General features: G+C 72.2%; 18 protein-coding genes. 8 read left to right on the top strand and 10 right to left on the bottom strand.

What is annotated here, in order from left to right; genetic code table 11:
* Nucleotides 1–8: 8 nt before the first annotated feature.
* Nucleotides 9–683 carry a GPP34 family phosphoprotein gene (locus ABZV93_RS13255; RefSeq protein WP_354934364.1) on the bottom strand — a complete coding sequence of 225 codons (675 nt, stop codon included), beginning with the start codon at nucleotides 681–683 and terminating at the stop codon, nucleotides 9–11.
* Between the two features lie 183 nt (nucleotides 684–866).
* Here ABZV93_RS13255 and mgrA point away from each other — a divergent pair, with 183 nt between their 5' ends.
* The 3 genes from mgrA to ABZV93_RS13240 all read left to right on the top strand — a co-directional run bounded on the left by mgrA (nucleotide 867) and on the right by ABZV93_RS13240 (nucleotide 2865).
* Nucleotides 867–1901 carry an L-glyceraldehyde 3-phosphate reductase gene (gene mgrA / locus ABZV93_RS13250; protein WP_354934361.1) on the top strand — a complete coding sequence of 345 codons (1035 nt, stop codon included), beginning with the start codon at nucleotides 867–869 and terminating at the stop codon, nucleotides 1899–1901.
* Nucleotides 1902–2000: 99 nt separating this feature from the next.
* A complete protein-coding gene (locus tag ABZV93_RS13245) occupies nucleotides 2001–2156 on the top strand; it encodes a hypothetical protein (protein ID WP_172805009.1) in 156 nt (51 codons plus the stop codon).
* 316 nt (nucleotides 2157–2472) lie between these two features.
* Nucleotides 2473–2865 (top strand): lamin tail domain-containing protein, encoded by a 393-nt coding sequence (locus tag ABZV93_RS13240; RefSeq protein WP_354934358.1) that lies wholly within the window; start codon nucleotides 2473–2475, stop codon nucleotides 2863–2865.
* A 121-nt stretch (nucleotides 2866–2986) separates the two neighbouring features.
* Here the strand turns inward: ABZV93_RS13240 and ABZV93_RS13235 are convergent, their stop codons facing one another.
* From ABZV93_RS13235 to ABZV93_RS13225, 3 genes are all read right to left on the bottom strand, one after another.
* Nucleotides 2987–4186: a carbohydrate kinase family protein gene (locus ABZV93_RS13235; protein WP_354934355.1), complete on the bottom strand. Its 1200-nt coding sequence runs from the start codon at nucleotides 4184–4186 to the stop codon at nucleotides 2987–2989.
* A gap of 364 nt (nucleotides 4187–4550) precedes the next feature.
* Nucleotides 4551–5507 (bottom strand): sigma-70 family RNA polymerase sigma factor, encoded by a 957-nt coding sequence (locus ABZV93_RS13230; protein ID WP_354934836.1) that lies wholly within the window; start codon nucleotides 5505–5507, stop codon nucleotides 4551–4553.
* A 157-nt stretch (nucleotides 5508–5664) separates the two neighbouring features.
* Nucleotides 5665–7224, bottom strand: a complete 1560-nt coding sequence (locus ABZV93_RS13225) for an ATP-dependent DNA ligase (RefSeq protein WP_354934352.1) — start codon at nucleotides 7222–7224, stop codon at nucleotides 5665–5667.
* A gap of 103 nt (nucleotides 7225–7327) precedes the next feature.
* Here ABZV93_RS13225 and ABZV93_RS13220 point away from each other — a divergent pair, with 103 nt between their 5' ends.
* Nucleotides 7328–8491, top strand: a complete 1164-nt coding sequence (locus ABZV93_RS13220) for a quinone-dependent dihydroorotate dehydrogenase (RefSeq protein WP_354934349.1) — start codon at nucleotides 7328–7330, stop codon at nucleotides 8489–8491.
* Nucleotides 8492–8553: 62 nt separating this feature from the next.
* Here ABZV93_RS13220 and ABZV93_RS13215 read toward each other — a convergent pair whose 3' ends face one another.
* From ABZV93_RS13215 to ABZV93_RS13195, 5 genes are all read right to left on the bottom strand, one after another.
* Nucleotides 8554–10176, bottom strand: a complete 1623-nt coding sequence (locus ABZV93_RS13215) for a trypsin-like peptidase domain-containing protein (RefSeq protein WP_354934346.1) — start codon at nucleotides 10174–10176, stop codon at nucleotides 8554–8556.
* A gap of 72 nt (nucleotides 10177–10248) precedes the next feature.
* A complete protein-coding gene (locus ABZV93_RS13210) occupies nucleotides 10249–11694 on the bottom strand; it encodes a HAMP domain-containing sensor histidine kinase (protein ID WP_354934343.1) in 1446 nt (481 codons plus the stop codon).
* A 74-nt stretch (nucleotides 11695–11768) separates the two neighbouring features.
* Entirely contained in the window at nucleotides 11769–12449 is a 681-nt protein-coding gene (locus ABZV93_RS13205; RefSeq protein ID WP_354934340.1) for a response regulator transcription factor, read from the bottom strand.
* Between the two features lie 65 nt (nucleotides 12450–12514).
* Entirely contained in the window at nucleotides 12515–12802 is a 288-nt protein-coding gene (locus ABZV93_RS13200; RefSeq protein ID WP_354934337.1) for an acylphosphatase, read from the bottom strand.
* A 29-nt stretch (nucleotides 12803–12831) separates the two neighbouring features.
* A complete protein-coding gene (locus ABZV93_RS13195; protein ID WP_354934334.1) occupies nucleotides 12832–13347 on the bottom strand; it encodes a hypothetical protein in 516 nt (171 codons plus the stop codon).
* Nucleotides 13348–13503: 156 nt separating this feature from the next.
* On the opposite strand from ABZV93_RS13195, the gene ABZV93_RS13190 reads away from it, so the two are divergent.
* From ABZV93_RS13190 to ABZV93_RS13180, 3 genes are all read left to right on the top strand, one after another.
* Nucleotides 13504–14115, top strand: a complete 612-nt coding sequence (locus tag ABZV93_RS13190; protein WP_354934331.1) for a hypothetical protein — start codon at nucleotides 13504–13506, stop codon at nucleotides 14113–14115.
* A 225-nt stretch (nucleotides 14116–14340) separates the two neighbouring features.
* Complete coding sequence (locus tag ABZV93_RS13185; RefSeq protein WP_354934328.1) at nucleotides 14341–14874, top strand: hypothetical protein; 534 nt, start codon at nucleotides 14341–14343, stop codon at nucleotides 14872–14874.
* Between the two features lie 8 nt (nucleotides 14875–14882).
* On the top strand, nucleotides 14883–15788 hold the full coding sequence (locus ABZV93_RS13180) for a hypothetical protein (protein WP_354934325.1): 906 nt from the start codon (nucleotides 14883–14885) through the stop codon (nucleotides 15786–15788).
* Here the strand turns inward: ABZV93_RS13180 and ABZV93_RS13175 are convergent.
* Complete coding sequence (locus ABZV93_RS13175) at nucleotides 15780–17579, bottom strand: DNA polymerase IV (protein WP_354934833.1); 1800 nt, start codon at nucleotides 17577–17579, stop codon at nucleotides 15780–15782. The two genes, ABZV93_RS13180 and ABZV93_RS13175, sit on opposite strands and share 9 nt — an antisense overlap.
* 36 nt (nucleotides 17580–17615) lie before the next feature.
* On the opposite strand from ABZV93_RS13175, the gene ABZV93_RS13170 reads away from it, so the two are divergent.
* Nucleotides 17616–17810: a hypothetical protein gene (locus tag ABZV93_RS13170; protein ID WP_354934322.1), complete on the top strand. Its 195-nt coding sequence runs from the start codon at nucleotides 17616–17618 to the stop codon at nucleotides 17808–17810.
* Nucleotides 17811–17983: the final 173 nt, after the last annotated feature.

The raw sequence follows: 17983 nt of genomic DNA, 5'->3' as shown, positions 1-17983 counted from the left end.
CGGTCCCTTCAGTTCGTCGCGGTCGTGGAGGCGGTGGCGGCGGTGACCGCGGCCATCGTCGCGGCGTTCACCGCGGCGACCGCCATCTTCACCGCGTCCGCGGCCCAGGCACCCTCGGAGATCTCCTTGGCCCGCCGCCGGACCGACCGACGGTCGGGGGCGTCGACGACCTTCGGCACGACGTCGATCGCGGCCAGCAGCGACACCAGTGCGCCGATCCGGGCGTCCGGGGTGAGGCCCTGGACCAGCACACCCGACAACGTGGCGCGCAGGGAGTTCTCGTGCGAGGAGTCCTCGGCCGGCCACCGCGTGGTGGGGAAGATGCCGAGAACGCGGCCCTTCTCCTGCCGGAGTACCCCGCGGTCGGCGAGGCCGGCGAGCAGTCGCTCCCGCAGCCCCCTCGCGAGCTTGCCGAGGACGTTCGCGGGCTTGCTGCCCTCCCGGGCGTCCAGGATCGCCAGGCCCTGGTCGAGGATCGGCTCGCCCGTCGGGGTCTCCTCGCGTACGACCAGGCGTCCCTTGCGCACGTCCTCGCCCGGACCCGCGACGTCGACCTTCCCGCGCAGGGTCAGTTCGAGCAGGACCGCACCGGCGAGGGCGTGGTCGAGCTTGGTGCCGTCGGTCACCGGCCGGCCGGTGCTGTCGTCGAGGAGCAACAGCAGCAGATCCTCCGCCAGGAGCATGGTCCGGTCCCCGTCCGGGTCGTGTGCGGTCGTGGTGGGTCGCGATCGGCCGCCGATGGGTCGTTCCGGCGCGTGATCGGCCGTGACACGTGCGCCAGGGCCGCCCCCAGCATAGGAGGTGCGGTGACCACCACCGGTAGCTCGCCGTCGGTCCGTCAGACGGTCGTGGAAGACTCCGCAGACATGGGATACAACGCTGCCGACGACCGTTACGACACGATGCAGTACCGCCGCTCCGGTGCCAGCGGCCTGCACCTGCCCGCCGTCTCACTGGGCCTGTGGCACAACTTCGGTGATGACGTGCCGCTGGAACGGCAGCGGGGCATCCTCAGGCGGGCCTTCGACCTCGGCATCAACCACTTCGACCTCGCCAACAACTACGGCCCGCCGGCGGGGTCGGCCGAGCTCAACTTCGGAAAGCTGTTCAGGCAGGACTTCACGCCCTATCGCGACGAACTCGTCATCTCCACCAAGGCGGGTTACCTGATGTGGCCGGGCCCGTACGGCGAGTGGGGTTCGCGCAAGTACCTCCTCGCCAGCCTCGACCAGAGCCTCTCGCGCATGGGGCTGGACTACGTCGACATCTTCTACTCCCACCGGTTCGACCCGGACACTCCGCTGGAGGAGACGATGGGCGCGCTGGACACCGCGGTGCGCCAGGGCAAGGCGTTGTACGCCGGGATCTCGTCGTACTCCCCGGAGGACACCCGCAAGGCCGCGGCCATCCTTGCGGACCTGGGCACGCCGCTGCTCATCCACCAGCCGTCGTACAGCATGCTCAACCGCTGGATCGAGGAGGCGCTGCTGGACGCGCTGGAGGACGCCGGGGCCGGCTGCATCGCCTTCTCCCCGCTGGCGCAGGGGATGCTCACCGACAAGTACCTCAACGGCATTCCGGAGGGCTCGCGGGCCTCGCAGGGCAAGTCGCTGTCCCCGGACCAGCTGTCGGAGAAGAACCTCGGCCACATCCGTTCCCTGAACGCGATTGCCCAGCGCAGGGGGCAGTCGCTGGCACAGATGGCGCTGGCGTGGGCGCTGCGCGACCCGAGGATGACGTCGGTCCTCGTCGGTGCGAGCAGCATCGGGCAGCTCGAGGACAACGTGGCCGCGCTGAACCGGCTCGACTTCACCGAAGCCGAGCTGGACGAGATCGACCAGCACGCGGTGGAGGCCGGGATCAACCTGTGGGCGAGGTCCAGCCGGATCGAGACCGCCTGACCGGTCGGTCTTCTCAGGGAGATCTCGGGGTCGGCTCGGGGATGTCGCCCAAGCGCCCGGGCCGATCACCGGGCGTAGGGTGTGCGCAGGAGGTTAACCATGCTTCGGATCCTGCTGATCATCGCGATCGTCTGGCTGGTACTCAGCATCCTCGGCTTCTTGGTCAAGGGCCTGCTGTGGTTGGGCTTCGTCGCACTTGTGCTGTTCCTCGCGACGGCCGCGTGGGGGTGGGTCAAGCGCAACTCCGCCGGCTGAGGACCCGGCCGCGCAGGTAGGCGGTTCCGGCTCCTCGAGGCAGCACCCGGAAGGCACGCGGACGCGGTGGTGACGACATCTGGTCGTCGCCACCGCGTCCTCGCGTTCACCGTCCTCCACGTGTCGCTGCCGGGCCAACCGGTACGCAAGACGGAGTTGACGTTCCTTCGTCGCCCTCGCCGTAGCGTCTGCCTTGCCGCCATCGGTCCGGCTCGATGGCGTTCTTCCCACGGGGATTCGTCCGTACGGACTCCGTGGGCTTCTTCTCGCCGGCGCGCGGCGGCGGCAGGTCCAGTGGGGGGACATTCGGTCGACCGTGTCCGCCTTCGTGGCGGCGCTGAGTGTGGCGATGACGGGCGTGGCGGTGCTCAGCGCGCCAGGGCCGTTCGTGGGCAGCGCGGACGCGGCCACCGTGATCCGGTTCGGGAAGATCCAGTACGACTCGCCCGGCAGTGACAACCGCAGCAACAAGAGCCTGAACGCGGAGTACGTCGTGGTCCGCAACATCGGTACGACCTCGGTAAACCTGCGCGGGTGGACGGTGCGGGACGCGCAGCGCCACGTGTACACCTTCGGCAGCTTCACGCTGAAGCGAGGTGCCTACATCTGGAACAACACCGGCGACACGGCCACGTTGCGATCGGGTTCGGCCGCGACCCAGGACACCTGCCGGTGGACCAAGGCCGGAAGCGGCGCGATCAACTGCTGACGCCCGTCACGAAACGTCTGCCCGCCGGTCCACCGCCCGGCGGGCAGACTCGTTTTTTCCGGGACGGCCCGCGGCCGCCGGAGCTGTTGCCGGACCTCGCGGGCTGAGCCTGAAGCTCGGCCTACGGCTCCACGCCGTCGGTCTGGAAGCCGATGGTCGCACTGGCCCGGCGCACCGCGCCGACCGGGTCGTGCGGCACCACCTCGTCGAGGAACGCGTAGTCCTTGGCGACGTCACCGAGGCCCGGAACCCGCTTGGCGACCTGCCACCAGCCGGCGATGTCGGCCCAGCCCGGCGCCGACAGCGAGCCGCCGAAGTGCTGTACGGACAGTGCGGCGCACAGGTTGGCGAACCGGAGCCGGTGCAGCAACGGCCACCCGGACAGCGTCGAGGTGACGAACCCGGCGGCGAAGACGTCGCCGGCGCCGGTCGCGTCCAGTGCCTCCACCGGAAGCGCGGGCACGTCGGCGTGCTCCCCGGTCTCGTTGTCGACGGCCAGCGCACCCTTGCTGCCGCGGGTGACCACCGCCACCGGCACCAGGTCGCCGAGCTTGGAGAGGGCCGCCTCGGGGGTGTCGGTGCGGGTGTACGCCATCGCCTCCGGCGTGTTGGGCATGAACGCGTAGCAGGAGCGGAGTCGTTCCAGCAGTTCCTGCGACCACCGCTCGGTCGGGTCCCAGCCGGTGTCGGCGAACACCCGGGTGCCCTCGGCGGCCGCCTTGCGGGCCCAGTCCTCCATCTCCGGGGCGAGATCGACGAAGCAGGCCCGGCTGCGCGGCGGCCCGCTGGTGGCGATCATCTCGTCGGCGGACAGCGGCGGCTCGTGCGCGTGGGTGATCAGACTGCGGTCGGCCTGGTAGGCCAGCGACACCGTGACCGGCGAGTGCCAGTGGGGGAACTCCCGCGAGGCCGTCAGGTCGACGTCCTCCTGCTGCTCGAGGGTGCGCCGGCAGAACGCGCCGTACACGTCGTGTCCGAACGCCGCGGCGAGAGAGGTGCGCAGCCCGAGCCGGGACAGGGCGATCGCGAGGTTGGCGACGCCACCGGGGGAGCAGCCCATGCCGTCGGTGTATATCTCGGTTCCGCTGGTGGGCGGGCCGGCCAGGCCGGTGAAGATGATGTCCAGGAAGACCGTGCCGGACAGGAAGACGTCGAACGGCGGGTCGTCGGGACGGCGCAGCGCGGCCATCGGGTCGTGGGCGGGCCCTCGGCCGACGACCCGGCCCAGCTCCCACGGGGTGGTGGGGTCGTTGGGGCCGGCGTTGGAACCAGTGGGCTGGGTGGCCGCGTCCGGACCCGGCCTGCCTTCCGCCGTGTCCATGGGATTCTCCCTCGCTCTTCCGGGCGTACTTCTCTGCGCGTTCTCCGGGCAACCGATGTGGGGACTTACCGTAGCGCGCGAACGGACGGCGCTGGCTGTCCGGGTCCGGTCAGTCGTACGGATGTCAGGACAATGTTCCGGGGAGAGGGTGTTGCGCCCGTGCCGCGGCCGACGGCGGGGCCCAGGGCGGCGCGCCGGCCGCTGATGATCGGGGGACTGGGCGGCGGGACAGGTCGGGGACTGGGCGGGACAGGTCGAGGCTGGACATGGTCGTGCCCCAGACGACCGGGGCGTCCGGGGCACGGGGGCCGGAAGTGCTTCGAGCCGGCCGCTCGGGGTCGAGCCGGCGGCCGGCTACGGAGGGTCAGGCCGCGTTGGGCCCGACCAGGTCGGGCTCGGCGATCTTGCGGAGCCGGTGCAGGGCGTCGCGCTCGAGCTGGCGAACCCGCTCGCGGGAGAGCCCGAACCGGTCGGCGATCTCGGCGAGCTTCCACGGGCGGCCGTCGTCGAGGCCGTACCGCAGCCGGACGATCTCCGCGGACCGGTCGTCGAGGGTCTCGATCAGCGCGGCGAGCCGCGAGCTGGACTCGGCGGCGACGACCGTCTCGTCCGGGCCCGGCATGACGTCACGGGCGACCAGGTCGCCGAGAGAGGTCTCGCCGTCGTCGTCGACGGTGACGTCCAGGGACACGTGGTCGCGGCCCCAGCTCACGAGCTCCTCCACCCGGTGTTCGCCGACACCGAGCTGGGCGGCCAGCTCGGCCGTCTCCGGGTCGCGCCCAAGCTCGCGCTCCAGCGCGCGACGGGCGGCGCCCAGGGCGTTCAGGTCCTCGACCACATGCACCGGAAGCCGGACGACCCGCGCCTGCTGGGCGATTCCGCGCGTGATGGCCTGGCGGATCCACCACGTGGCGTACGTGGAAAACTTGTAACCCTTGGTGTAGTCGAACTTCTCGATCGCGCGGATCAGGCCGGTGTTGCCCTCCTGCACCAGGTCGAGCAACGGCAGGCCGGATCGTCCGTAACGGCGCGCGATGGAAACGACAAGTCGAAGGTTCGCCTCGAGGAAGTGACGCTTGGCCCTGCGGCCCTCGTCGCTGATCCAGGTCAGCTCGTCCAGGGTCGCACCGGCCGACCTCTGCGCCGGAATTCCCGTGCGGCCTCCGTCGAGGAGTTGCTCGGCAAGCTGACCGGCCTCGATGGCCTTCGCGAGCTCGACTTCCTGCGCCGCGTCGAGCAGCGGCGTTCGCGAGATCTCGTCGAGGTAGCGGCCTACGAGGTCGCGGTCTTCGACGAGGTCTTCGGCGTGGCGGCGGCGCACTGGCAAGATGACTTCCCTCCCGGCTCGGGACGCGGACCCGGTGGCAGGCCCGTGAGACGCCCGAGATCTCGCTCACCCAGGTAAACGTCCCGGACGGTCGGACGAATTCCCGACACGGGGAGTGTTCGTCGCGAGGAAGTCGCCAGCTTCGTCCCGGTCAGGATGGTTTGGCGCCGCTTGCGGGGGATCCGGTGTGGATGTCGCGTACGGTCTGCACGGTGTCGGCCTCCGCGGCGGTCTTGTCCTCGCGGTAGCGCAGCACCCGGGCGAACCGCAACGCCATCCCTCCCGGATAGCGGGACGAGGTTTGGATGCCGTCGAAGGCGATCTCGACCACCAGCTCCGGCCGCACGTGGACCGTCCAGCGGTCACGGTGCGTCTCCAGCTCCAGCAGCCGCTCGGTCTGCCACCGCAACAGCTCGTCGGTGAGGCCCTTGAACGTCTTGCCCAGCATCACGAACCCGCCGGTCTCCGGATCCCGGGCACCGAGATGGAGGTTGGACAGGAGGCCGGTGCGCCGCCCGTGCCCCCATTCGACGGCCAGCACCACCAGGTCGAGGGTGTGCCTCGGCTTGACCTTGATCCAGGCCGATCCCCGGCGGCCGGCGTCGTAGGGCGCGCTCAGCGACTTGACCACGACGCCCTCGTGACCGCGGCGTACGGCATCGGCGAAGAACTCACCCGCCTCGTCCGGATCGGCGGTGACCAGGCGCGGCACGACCAATTCGTCCGGAAGGACACTCTCCAGCACCGACCACCGCTCCGCACCGGGCGCGGTGAGCAGGTCGGTGCCGTCGTGGTGGAGAACGTCGAAGAAGAACGCGCTGAGCGGCACCTTGGCCTGCGACCGCTTCGTGCCGGTGCGTGAACCGACCCGGCCGGCGGTGACCTGGAACGGCCGGGGCCGGCCGGCCTCGTCCAGGGCCAGCACCTCGCCGTCGAGGACGAGCGACCCGGCCGGCAGGGCACGGACCGTGGCGACGACCTCGGGCAGCCGGTCGGTCACGTCGTCCAGGGTGCGGGTGAAGATGCGTACGACGTCTCCGGCGCGGTGCACCTGGACGCGGATCCCGTCGAGCTTCCACTCCAGCGCCGCCGGCCCGGCCAGCTTGTCGAGTGCCTCGGGCACGCCGGGAGCGGGGGAGGCGAGCATCGGGCGCAGCGGCCGTCCCACCTCCAGCCGGAACGCGTCGAGCACGGCGACGTCGCCGTCGCCGGCGACGGCCGCCCGGGCCACGGGGGCGATCGCGCCGGCGACCATGATCGCCCGGCGCACCTGCGCGGCCGGCAGCTCGCTGGCCCGGATCACCGCGTCGACCATCACACCGTCCAGCGCGCCCTGCCGAAGCTCGCCGGTCACCAGGCCGGCCAGCAGGCGCTGCTCGGCGCCGGTCGCCCGCGACCACAGGGCGGTGAGCAGGTCGCGGCGGCGCTGTTGCGAGCCGCTGCCCGCCACCTCGGCGATCTCGGCGAACGCGGCATCGACCTCGCTGACGCCGAGCGTCGGCCGGTCGGCGGGCGGGGGCAGGTCGCGCAGAGCGGCGTAACCCACGCCGGTGCGGCGCTGGCGGAGCTCACCGGCGAGGTAGGACACCACCAACGGAACCTCGTCGGGGTCGGCTGCCCGCAGGCAGTCCGCGATCCGGCGGACCTTCTCCAGCCGCGAGGACGTGCCGGAGACCGCCGCGGAGGCCTGCGCGAGGTCGTCGAGGAGCATGAAAGCATTCTGGCGGCGACCACCGACAGGCCGCACGACCGCACGCCACCGAACACCTTTCGCACGTCCGGGCTCGAAGTCCGGACATGACGCCGGGACGGACATGTACGAACTGCTGTACCGAAGGGTGCTCCAGCACATCCCGGCCGAGACCGCCCACCGGTTGGCGTTCGCGGCCATCCGGTTCGCCGGCGCCGTGCCCGGAATGGGTGGGGGCATGCGCCGCGTTCTCGGCCCGGCCGACCCGGTGCTGCGGGTGCGGGCGCTCGGGATGGACCTGCCGGGGCCGGTGGGCCTCGCGGCGGGTTTCGACAAGGACGCGGAGGGCGTGGACGGGCTCACCGCGCTGGGGTTCGCGTACGTCGAGATCGGTACGGTCACCGCCCAGGCCCAGCCGGGCAACCCACGGCCGCGGATGTTCCGGCTGCCCGCCGACCGGGCCCTGGTCAACCGGATGGGGTTCAACAACCACGGGGCGGCGGCCGCGGCTGCCCGCCTGCGCCGACGGTCGGAGAGCGGCCGAGCCGGCATCCGGCCGGCGTACGTCGGCGTCAACATCGGCAAGACCAAGGCCGTCCCCGAGGCCGACGCGGTCGGCGACTATGTAGCCAGCGCCCGGCAGCTGGCGCCGTACGCCGACTACCTCGTGGTCAACGTCAGCTCGCCCAACACCCCCGGTCTGCGTGATCTCCAGGCGGTGGAGCGGCTGCGCCCCCTGCTGGCCGCCGTACGGCAGACGCTGGACGAGCTCGCCGCTCCTCGGGAAGGCGGCGCGGGCGCGCCGACAACGAGACGGGTGCCGCTGCTGGTGAAGATCGCGCCCGACCTGAGCGACGCCGACGTCGACGCCGTGGCCGACCTGGCCCTCGAGCTCGGACTGGACGGCATCATCGCCACCAACACCACCATCGGCCGCGAAGGCCTGCGCACCGACGCGGGCGAGGTCGCCGAGCTCGGCGCGGGCGGGCTGTCGGGCGCCCCACTCAAGGAGCGCGCCCTGGAGGTGATCCGCCGGCTGCACGCCCGGGTGGGCGACCGGCTGGTCCTGGTGGCGGTGGGTGGCATCGAGAACGCGGACGACGCGTGGGAACGCATCCGTGCGGGCGCGACGCTGGTACAGGCGTACACCGGATTCATCTACGGCGGGCCGGCCTGGCCGCGGAAGGTCCACCGGGGAATAGCCCGGCGAGCCCGGGCGGCCGGCTACAGCTCCGTCGCCGAAGCCGTAGGCACGTCCGGCCGTCCGAGCCCGGGGGCACACCGCTGAGTCGCTCCGGAAGGGAGTGACCGGGGCCGCCGCCGGGGGTTGGAGGCTGCGGCCCCGGGCGCTCAGCGGGACCAGGGGAAGGGCAGTTCGTTGCCCTGACCGTTGTTCTGGTCGTTCGGGTTCTGGTTCGGGCCGTTCTGGTCCTGCTGCTGGTTCTGCTGCGGCTGCTGGGTCTTGCCGCCGTCGGTCCCCAGCGTCACCTCGGCGGTGTGCGCCTTGCCGCCCCGGACGTAGGTCACCGTGACCTTGTCGCCGGGCCGGTAGGAACGAACCGCGGCGATCAGGCTGTCGGGGTCGCTGATCTGGCGCTGGTCCACCTTGGTGATGACGTCGCCCTTGCGCAGGCCCGCGGTGCTGGCCGCGCCGCCGGCGTTCACCGCCTGCAGGGAGGCGCCGCTGCTGACACCGGTGCTCCCGGCGGCCGCGGTGACCGACACGCCGAGCTGGGCGTGGTCGGCGCGGCCCTTGGCGATGAGCTCCTTCGCGATCGGCCTGGCCTCGTCGATCGGGATGGCGAAGCCCACGCCGATGTTGCCGCTCTGCCCGCCCATCGAGCTGCCGAGCGTGGCGATCGCGCTGTTGATACCGACCACCTGGCCGGCCATGTTGACCAGTGCGCCGCCGGAGTTGCCGGGGTTGATCGCCGCGTCGGTCTGGATGGCGTCGATCACGGTGTTGGAACTGGACTGGTCGCTGCCGGACTCGCTGCTGCGCACCGGGCGGTTCAGCGCGCTCACGATGCCGGAGGTCACGGTGCCCGACAGGCCGAGGGGCGAGCCGATCGCCACGACGTTCTGCCCCACGCTCAGGTCGGAGGACCGGCCGAGCTGGGCGGGATGCAGACCGGACTTGCGGTCGGCCCTGATCACGGCGAGATCGGTGGTCGGGTCGGTGCCGACGACGGACGCCTTCACGGTCTTGCCGTCGTTGAACGTCACGCTGAGCTGGCCGCCCTGGCGGCCCGCCGCGGCGACGTGGTTGTTGGTGAGGATCAGCCCGTCGTCGCTGAGGACGATCCCGCTGCCGTTGCCGGTGCCCTGTGACGTCGAGATGGTGATCGACACCACACTCGGCAGCACCTTGTTGGCCACCTGCTGCACGCTGCCCACAGGGGCCGAGGCGGCGTTCTGCGAACGCGGGGCCTGCTCGTCCAGCGCGGTCGAGGAACTGCTGCCCTGGTCGTGGCCGAAGTAGTCGGTCGCCGCCGCACCGACGCCGCCGCCGAGCAGTCCGGCGACCAGGGCGAGGGCGGCCACACCGGCGGCGGAGCGCCGCCTCGGACGGCCCGAGCCGGTTCCGGTCGCCCGGCCCTGGTCGGTGGGCGGCTCGCCGAACCCGCCGGAGTACGAGCCGGCGTAGGACCCCGGTTGGGGGGAGGGGCTGTACCCCTGGCCGTAGGGGTTCGGGCCGTACGCCGTGTGGCCGGCGAACGACTGTCCGTACGATGAGCCGCCCTGGGTCTGGCTGCCCTGGGTCTGGGTCCGGGCGGCGTCCTCGGCCTGCGGGCTCTGGCCCTGGGTCTGAGAGGCGTACGGCGAGGGCAGCGGAGCGGTGTCCTCACGCCCGCCCGTGGACGAGACCGGCCGGCCGTCCGGGCGGGCGGCAGCCGGCTCTTGCGCGGAGGAGGCGGGAGCCGTCCCGTCGGTGCGGTCCGGCTGACCCGACGTGGGTGTCGTCTCGTTCATGGTTCCTACATTTGTCCCGGTAGCTGAGAGCGGACTGAGAGCCCCCCGTGAGCGGGCGAAGAAATCCGGGCCTCAGCGGGTCCGGCGGGGCTGGTCGACGGGGGGTGGGGTGTGCGCGGTCGGGGGCGGGGGAGCCTGCGCCGGCGCGTTCATCCCGGGCAGGACGAGAGTCATCAGCGTCCCACCGTGCTGGCTGCGCCCGACACTGACCGTACCCCCGTGCCGGTCGGCGGCCTGCTTGACGATCGCCAGGCCGAGGCCCGATCCGGGCATCGTCCGCGCCTCGGTCGACCGGTAGAAGCGCTCGAAGACGTGCGGAGCGTCGGCTTCGGCGATTCCGGGACCCTGGTCGGCCACCGTGAGCACTCCGCCGCGCAGTCGTACGGTCACGGTCGCGTTCGGTGGGCTCCACTTCGCGGCGTTGTCGAGCAGGTTGGTGACCGCGCGTTCGAGCGCCTGGGAGTCACCGAAGACCGTCCAGGGCTGCGTCTCGACGTCGAAGCGCACGGCGGGTGCCCGGCGGCGTACCCGCTCGGCCGCGCCGGCCACGACGTCGGCGAGCTCGACGGGCGCGTGCGCGGTGGCGGGCGGGTCCTCGCGGGACAGTTCCACCAGGTCACCTACCAGGACGGAGAGCTCGGCCATCTGGGCGCGTACGTCGGCCAGCAGCGCGAGCCGGTCCTCCTGGGAGAGCCCGGGCCGGCCCTCGCTCTGGGCGAGCAGGTCGAGGTTGGTGCGCAGACTGGTCAGCGGCGTGCGCAACTCGTGGCCGGCGTCGGCGATCAGCCGGCGTTCGCGGGCACGGGCCGCGGCCAGCGCGGACAGCATCGAGTTGAACGCGTGCGCCAACCGGGCGAGCTCGTCCTCGCCCTGCACCGGGATGGGGCGCAGCTCACCGGTGCGGGCGACGTGCTCGGCGCCGGCGGTGAGCCGCTCCACCGGGCGCAGGCCGGTCCGGGCGACGGCGACACCCGCGTACGCCGCGGCCGCCACCCCGCCGGCCCCGACGAGGAACAGGACGAAGCCCAGCCGGGACAGGAGGTCCTCGGTGCCGGCACGGGACTGGCCCAGAACCAGCGCCCAGCCCTCCCCCCGTCCGGCCGGCACGGCCACCACGCGGTAGCTCTGACCGCCCATCGCAGCGGTACGCACGCTCTCCGGCACATCGCCCCTCGCCACGGCCCGCTCTGGCGCACCGAGCGGCGGCGCGATCGGGTTGCCGTCGTGGTCGCTGGCCGAGATGTACCTGTCGTTGGCGTTCAGGAGCGCGATCCGGATGTCGGCCGCGCCGAGCGCCTCCGACGGCACCCGGGCCAGTACCCCCTGCTCGGCCAGCGGACCGGCCGCCGCGGCGCGGGCGCGGTCGAGCAGGTTGGCGTCCACCTGGTCGAGCAGGGACACGCGCACGGTGATGTACGCCGCGAGGGAGATGAGGACCACGATGATCCCCACCCCGAACGCCGCCAGCAGCCCGACCCGGTTGCGCAGGCTGACCGAGCGCAGGCGGTTGTGCGTCACCGCCCGTGCGGTGCCTGCCTGCGGGCCGCCGCTTCCGCCACCGGTGGCCGACGGATCTCCGGGGGCGTTCCGGCTCATGGCGGGGTGTCGCGGAGCACGTAGCCCACGCCACGCACGGTGTGCAGCAGCCGGGGCTCCTCGCCTGCCTCGGTCTTGCGGCGGAGGTAGCCGACGTAGACCTCGAGGGAGTTGGCGGAGGTGGGGAAGTCGAACCCCCAGACCTCCTCGAGGATCTGGGACCGCTCCAGCACCTGCCGTGGATGGCGCAGGAAGAGCTCGAGCAGGGAGAACTCCGTGCGGGTCAGGCTGATCTGGCGGTCGCCGCGGCGTACTTCCCGCGTCGCGGGGTCCAGGGTGAGGTCGGCGTACGACAGCAGCGAAGTGTCCACGCCCGGGGTGGAGCGGCGCATCAGCGCCCGCAGCCGGGCCAGCAGTTCCTCCAGCGCGAACGGCTTGCTGAGGTAGTCGTCGGCACCGGCGTCGAGGCCGGCCACCCGGTCGGCGACGGCGTCCCTCGCGGTCAGCACGAGAACGGGTACGTCGTTGCCGGTGGCACGGAGCGCGCGGCAGGTGGCGATGCCGTCCAGCCGGGGCATCATCACGTCCAGCACCACCGCGTCGGGGCTGGACGCCGCGACCCGGCGGAGCGCCTGCTCGCCGTTCTCGGCCAGGTCGACGTCGTAGCCGTTGAAGACCAGCGAGCGCCGCAGGGAGTCCCGGACACCCTGGTCGTCGTCCACCACGAGAATTCGCACGAGATCAGTCTGCCCCGCGCACCTGAACGAAGGCTGAGTGCGCGCTCACGACACGTCCACCGAGGTCATCGGCGGATTTCGAAGCCGGTGAGGCCTTCGGGCGCTTCGGGGAACTCCTCCACCTTGTCCACCCGGGCCGCGGGTGGGCCCGATCGGCACCAGTCGACCAGGGCACGCACCTGCTCGGGGCCACCCTCGAAGGCGGCCTCCACCGAGCCGTCGGGGCGGTTGCGTACCCACCCGTCGACGTCGTGCTCGCCGGCGGTACGCCGGCAGGTGTCGCGGAAGAAGACGCCCTGGACGGCGCCGTGGACGACGACCCGGACGCGGGCATGGGAGACCGGAGCGGACATGCGTTCAGCTTGCCCTGTCGGCCGGACGCTCAGACGGCCAGGGCTGGTACCGAGCCCGCCGCCGTGCCCGTCCGGCAGCGCCAGCCGTGCTCGGTGAGCAGGAACGTCTCGGCGACCGGGAGCCGGTGCCGCGCGGCCTCGGCGGTCAGGGCGGACACCCACGCGTCGTCGGTGGGCAGCCAGACGACTCTGCCGCGGCGACAGCGGACCATCGCGACGGCGTGCGTGGGCGGGATGGCCGGTCGCGGCGGCGCCAGCGGCTTCAGGCAGGCCAGGACGGCCGCGTGCAGGTCGGCGACGGGGATCGGGCCGGGTGCGGCGGCGCACCAGCCGGCGCGTTCGACGTAACCACGGGACAGCCGGATCACGCCGACCAGCACCCGGTCGGTGCCGAAAGGCACGTGCCGGCCTAGCCGGCGCAGCAGGACGGCGGGGTCGCGCGCCGGCCCGCGAGGGGGAGTGGTGTCCGGACGAGTGGCCGGTTGGCCTTCGGGAGTGGTCCACGGCGCGGAGACGACCGGGTCGTGGTCGGTCACGGGGGTCATCGCCACAGCGTGCCGTGTTCGTGCCGTGGCGCGCTGTGGTTGTCCACAGGTGGCGCCCTGTGGATGAACGGTCGCACGCCGTGTCGATCTTCGGCATGCTCGCGAATGGGGGCCTGGCAGCAAGCACGTGGACCCAGCAAGGAGGAGCGACGACGGATGAAGCGTGGAAGCACGGCGGGCCCGGTCGGCACGGGCAGGACGGGCAGCACGGGCAGCACGGGCAGTACGGGCGGTACGGGGAGCACGGACTCGGGCGGGCCGGAGGCGTTCCGCATCGTCGGGCGTGTGCTCGTCGAGCCGCCCCTGCGTACGGAGGAGTTCGAGTATCTCGCCGCGTTCACCGAGTCCCGTCGCTGGTGCCGCCCCGACGGTCCGTACGCCGTTCCCGGCAACCCGCTGGCGGAGTGCCTCGACCCCGGGCTCGACCTCACTCGTTACGTCGAGCCGGCGCCGGGACAGCCGGGGCTGTGGTGCCCGTGGCGGCTCTCCGACGGTGGCCGCGCCCTGGTGCCGGTGTTCGAGCCCGCGTTGGGTGAGGGCTCTCCGCCGGAGGAGGCGGCGTCCTGGCTCGCGTACCTCTGCGACCACTTCCTGCGCGCCGACGGGGTGGCAGGACAGAATCCCCACGACCGGGCGCGGTGGTTCGATGGATTCGGCTTCGACCACGTGCTCGACGGGGCGGCGGTGGTGTGCTGCGAGCGGTCGGGGAGGCTGACGCTGATCGAGATGTCGGCCAACTCGGTTTCGGTGCGGCCGCTCGCGAGTTGACGCCGCACTCCGCGACGGGCGGGCGCGTTCGGCAGGTCCGTTCACCCACCGTGTCCTGTCGTCCCGCACTTCCGACCTGTCTCATCCCTGAATCCTCCCGGCGGGCGACCTTCACCGGTGTCCGGTTTAGGTGGTAGCTTCCGGTTGTTCTACGTGCGCAGGCGTGGCCCGGTCAGGCGGGCGAGCGCCTGCCGGTTGTGCTGGGCAGTCGGTTGGGCGGTAGTCGTGCGACGTGTCATAGCGGGGTTGGTGGTTGTCGCCGCCGGACTGACGGGCCTCACGGGATGCGGTGGCAACTCTCCGCAACCGTCCGAACTCTCGGAGAAGTCGAGCACACCCACCCGCACAGCCACCCCGACTCCGTCCGCCTCGCCGACCACGTCCCAGAATCCGGCCGTCTTCGTACGTCAGTACGTCGCCGCGGCCAACCAGGCGGTCGACAACGGCGATGTGGCCCGGATGCGGGCGATGAGTGCGCCCGGCTGCGACTTCTGCCAGAGCACCGCGGAGTCGCTCGCGACGTTCCACGACGACGGCGGTTCGTACGCCGGTGACGCGAACTGGCACGTCACCGAGGTGGGCAAGCCCAGCGGGACCGACCCGGTGAAGATCTCCGCCTACGTCAAGGTCAACCCGCACAAGATCGTCTCCAAGCGCGGCGCCGCTCCCAAGTCGGCGCAGGGCCGCGTGCTGTTGTTCGACTTCACGCTCGCGAAGGGGAATGGTCAGTGGACGGTCAAGGACCTCGACGTCAACTGAGACCGCCGGTGGTGGGCGGTCGCCGCAGGGGTGTGGCGCGGTTCGCCGGCACCCTTGTTCTCGCACTGGGCGTCGTCCTGCTGGGTCTGCCCGCGCTCACCGGTACCGCGCATGCTGAGTCGCGGTGCAAGATCGTGGGCGGCGACTGGATCTGCACCGGTGGAGGGCCTGGCGGACCGGGCGGTCCCCATGGCCCCGGAGGGCCGGGCAACCCCGGCCCGGCGCCGAAGCAGCCGTACGACACCTACGCCACTCCCGCGTGCATGGTGAACGGCCCACCGCCCGGCGACCCCAACGCGATGTGCATGAACGCCGCGCAGGCCTGCAAGACACGTGGCGAAAAGGGCATCATGATGCGCTACTACGTGCAGTGGAAGCAGAACGGCCCGTGGGAACTCGTCCGCACCGGATGCTCGGGCGCCACCGACCCCAACCAGCCTCCGCCGCCGGTGACGCCGCAGCAGGTCGAGCGCTGGCTGGTCAACGGCTGGCTGCCGGGCGCCAACGTCGGGGTGAGCCCGGGCAACGGCCACACCCTGCTGAACTTCCCGACCATCTTCTACGCCAACCAGGCGGTCGACTACGACGCCGACCGCTACGTGCCGGACGGTTCCGGCCGCACGATCCACGTGCACGCGGACGCCACCGGTTTCATGTGGCGATGGGGCGACGGCAGCGCGCTCACCCACACCGACAAGCCGGGGAAACGGTACGCGGACTCGGTGCCGGAGGACGAGTACGTCACGCACCGGTTCGAGACTCCGGGCCGGTACCTGGTGCACGTCGACGTGCAGTGGACCGGATGGTTCGAGGTCCCAGGTGAAGGCCGGCAGAACTTCGGTCCGGCCACGGTGACCCGCGGCCGGTCGGCGCCGGTCACGGTGCTGGAGAAGCAGGACGTGCTGTCACGCTGACTTCGGGGTGATCCGCAGGCCCGGATCCCAGGTGAGCGGAGTGTAGGCGGCGAGGTCGGGGTCGTCGGTGGCGAAGGTGCGCACCGGCCCCGGCCCGGTCGCCGCGGTCTCGAACCGCACGGTGACCCGGCGCAGGCCCGCACCCCACACCCAGCCGGGGCCGTACTCCGTGTGGACGACGTCCTGTCCTGCTGCCCAGCGGGGTGGCTCCGGCTCGCGCGGAACGCCGTCCGCCGTGGCTTCGAGCCCGGGTGCGCCCACGCCCGCGGCCTCGTCAGTCCGCCGGTCCTGGACCGCCTGCGGTCTGCCCGCCGCCTCGACGAGTTCGGCCTCCGCAGCCTTCCTGGCGGCGAGGTCGGCCTCCAGTTCGCCGCCGGCCGACGAGCCGAACAGGTCCTCCTGCACCCAGTCGGCGAGGCCGGACACGCCGACGCCGAGCAGGCGTACCCCAGCGGAGGTGTCGACCTCGGCCAGCAGGCGGCGGGCGAGCCGGTTGACCACCCGCACGTCGTCGGTCGGCCCGGCGAGGGTCGCCGACCGGGTGTAGGTGGTGAAGTCGAACAGCCGGATCTTCACCGTCACCGTGCGCCCGGACAGTCGTTCGCGGGTCAGGCGTTCGCACACCCTGGTGCCGAGCCGGTCGATGATGACCGCCAGCAGCGCCGGGTCGACGATGTCGTGTTCGAAGGTGTCCTCCGCGCTGATCGACTTCGACTCCCGCAGCGGGACGACGACGCGGTCGTCCTCGGCCATGGCGAGCCGGGCCAGCGCGTGCCCGTGCGCCTGGCCGAGCGCCGCCACCAGGTCGGGCTCGCCGGCGCGGGCGAGCTCGCCCACCGTGTGGACGCCGATGCGGCGGAGGCGTTCGGAGGTGGCCGGACCGACGCCGGGAATGCGGCCCACCGGCATCGGATGGAGCAGGTCGGTCTCGGTGCCCGGCTCCACCACCAGCAGGCCGTCGGGTTTGCGCAGGTCGCTGGCGATCTTCGCGACCAGCTTCGACGTGCCCGCCCCGACGGAGGCGGTGACTCCGCCGGTGACATCGCGTACCCGCTCCTTCAGGGCGGTCGCCAGCTCCTCGACCCCGGCCGCGGACAGGTCGCGGCTCGTGTCGCCGGCGAGGTCGACGTAGGCCTCGTCCAGGGACACCGGCTCGACCAGCGGGGAGATCTCACGGAGCACGGCCATCACCGCGCGGCTGGTGATGCGGTAGGCGGCGAACCGGCCGGTGAGGTACGCCGCGTGCGGGCAGCGTGCGCGGGCCTCGGCGGTGCGCATGGCCGAACGGACGCCGAACACCCGGGCCTCGTAGGACGCCGTGGCCACCACGCCACGGGTGCCCAACCCGCCCACGATGACCGGCTTGCCGCGCAGCGAGGGCTTGTCGCGCTGCTCGACCGCGGCGAAGAACGCGTCGAGGTCGAGGTGGACGATGCTGGGCACACTGCGCACCCGGCCATCCTGCCAACCCGCGCGGACCAGCTCGGCGGCGGTGAACCGGTCCAGCAGCGCGGCGTACATCGTGATCTGGCGCCGGCCGAGGGCGGCGCCCAGGCAGAAGTGCGGTCCGTGGCCGAACGCGAGGTGGTCGTTGGGGCGGCGGCCGACGTTGAAGTCATCCGGCCGGTCGAACACGCGGGGGTCGCGGTTGGCGGCGGCGAAGTACACCACCACCTTGTCGCCGGCGGCGATCCGGACGTCGCCGAGGGTGGTGCCGGCCGTGGCGGTACGCCGGAAGTGGACGACCGGCGTCCACCAGCGCAGCATCTCCTCGGCGGCGGGCTCGAGCAGTGCCCGGTCACCGGCCGGCCGGCACCACTGGTCCGGATGCCCAGCAGGGCCGCCATCCCGCCGGGAAGCCGTTGCGCAGCGTCCCTTGCCGGCGACGGCGAACAGCCAGAAGAGGTTCTCGAGCTACTCGACGCCGCCCCGTCCACCGGCGTCGTCCAGCTGGGCCAGCAGGATGGACATCACGGCGTCGCCGGGACGACGGCGTTGTACGCCGCCAGCTCGTGGGCGTAGGCAGCTCGTGGGCGTAGGCGTACAGGTCGGGAATCCCGGCGTGGGTACGCGGGTCGGGCATCGTGCCGTCCCGGGAGGTCGGGCGGCTGCCGGTTTCTCGTCCACAGCCACCTGATCGGCATAGCTGTCCCCAGGTCCGGTCGCGACCGCGCCAGGGCGGCCGCCCCGCTGAC

The sequence above is a fragment of the Actinopolymorpha sp. NPDC004070 genome (genome assembly GCF_040610475.1).
Classification (GTDB): domain Bacteria; phylum Actinomycetota; class Actinomycetes; order Propionibacteriales; family Actinopolymorphaceae; genus Actinopolymorpha.
This window is presented reverse-complemented; position numbering and strand designations above follow the sequence as displayed.

Bases quoted from the DNA above. Each gene is read 5' to 3' on its own strand.
- ABZV93_RS13255 (WP_354934364.1), bottom strand. From the start codon at position 683: ATGCTCCTGGCGGAGGATCTGCTGCTGTTGCTCCTCGACGACAGCACC.
- mgrA (WP_354934361.1), top strand. From the start codon at position 867: ATGGGATACAACGCTGCCGACGACCGTTACGACACGATGCAGTACCGC.
- ABZV93_RS13245 (WP_172805009.1), top strand. From the start codon at position 2,001: ATGCTTCGGATCCTGCTGATCATCGCGATCGTCTGGCTGGTACTCAGC.
- ABZV93_RS13235 (WP_354934355.1), bottom strand. From the start codon at position 4,186: ATGGACACGGCGGAAGGCAGGCCGGGTCCGGACGCGGCCACCCAGCCC.
- ABZV93_RS13225 (WP_354934352.1), bottom strand. From the start codon at position 7,224: ATGCTCCTCGACGACCTCGCGCAGGCCTCCGCGGCGGTCTCCGGCACG.
- ABZV93_RS13220 (WP_354934349.1), top strand. From the start codon at position 7,328: ATGTACGAACTGCTGTACCGAAGGGTGCTCCAGCACATCCCGGCCGAG.
- ABZV93_RS13215 (WP_354934346.1), bottom strand. From the start codon at position 10,176: ATGAACGAGACGACACCCACGTCGGGTCAGCCGGACCGCACCGACGGG.
- ABZV93_RS13200 (WP_354934337.1), bottom strand. From the start codon at position 12,802: ATGTCCGCTCCGGTCTCCCATGCCCGCGTCCGGGTCGTCGTCCACGGC.
- ABZV93_RS13195 (WP_354934334.1), bottom strand. From the start codon at position 13,347: ATGACCCCCGTGACCGACCACGACCCGGTCGTCTCCGCGCCGTGGACC.
- ABZV93_RS13190 (WP_354934331.1), top strand. From the start codon at position 13,504: ATGAAGCGTGGAAGCACGGCGGGCCCGGTCGGCACGGGCAGGACGGGC.
- ABZV93_RS13170 (WP_354934322.1), top strand. From the start codon at position 17,616: ATGCCCAGCAGGGCCGCCATCCCGCCGGGAAGCCGTTGCGCAGCGTCC.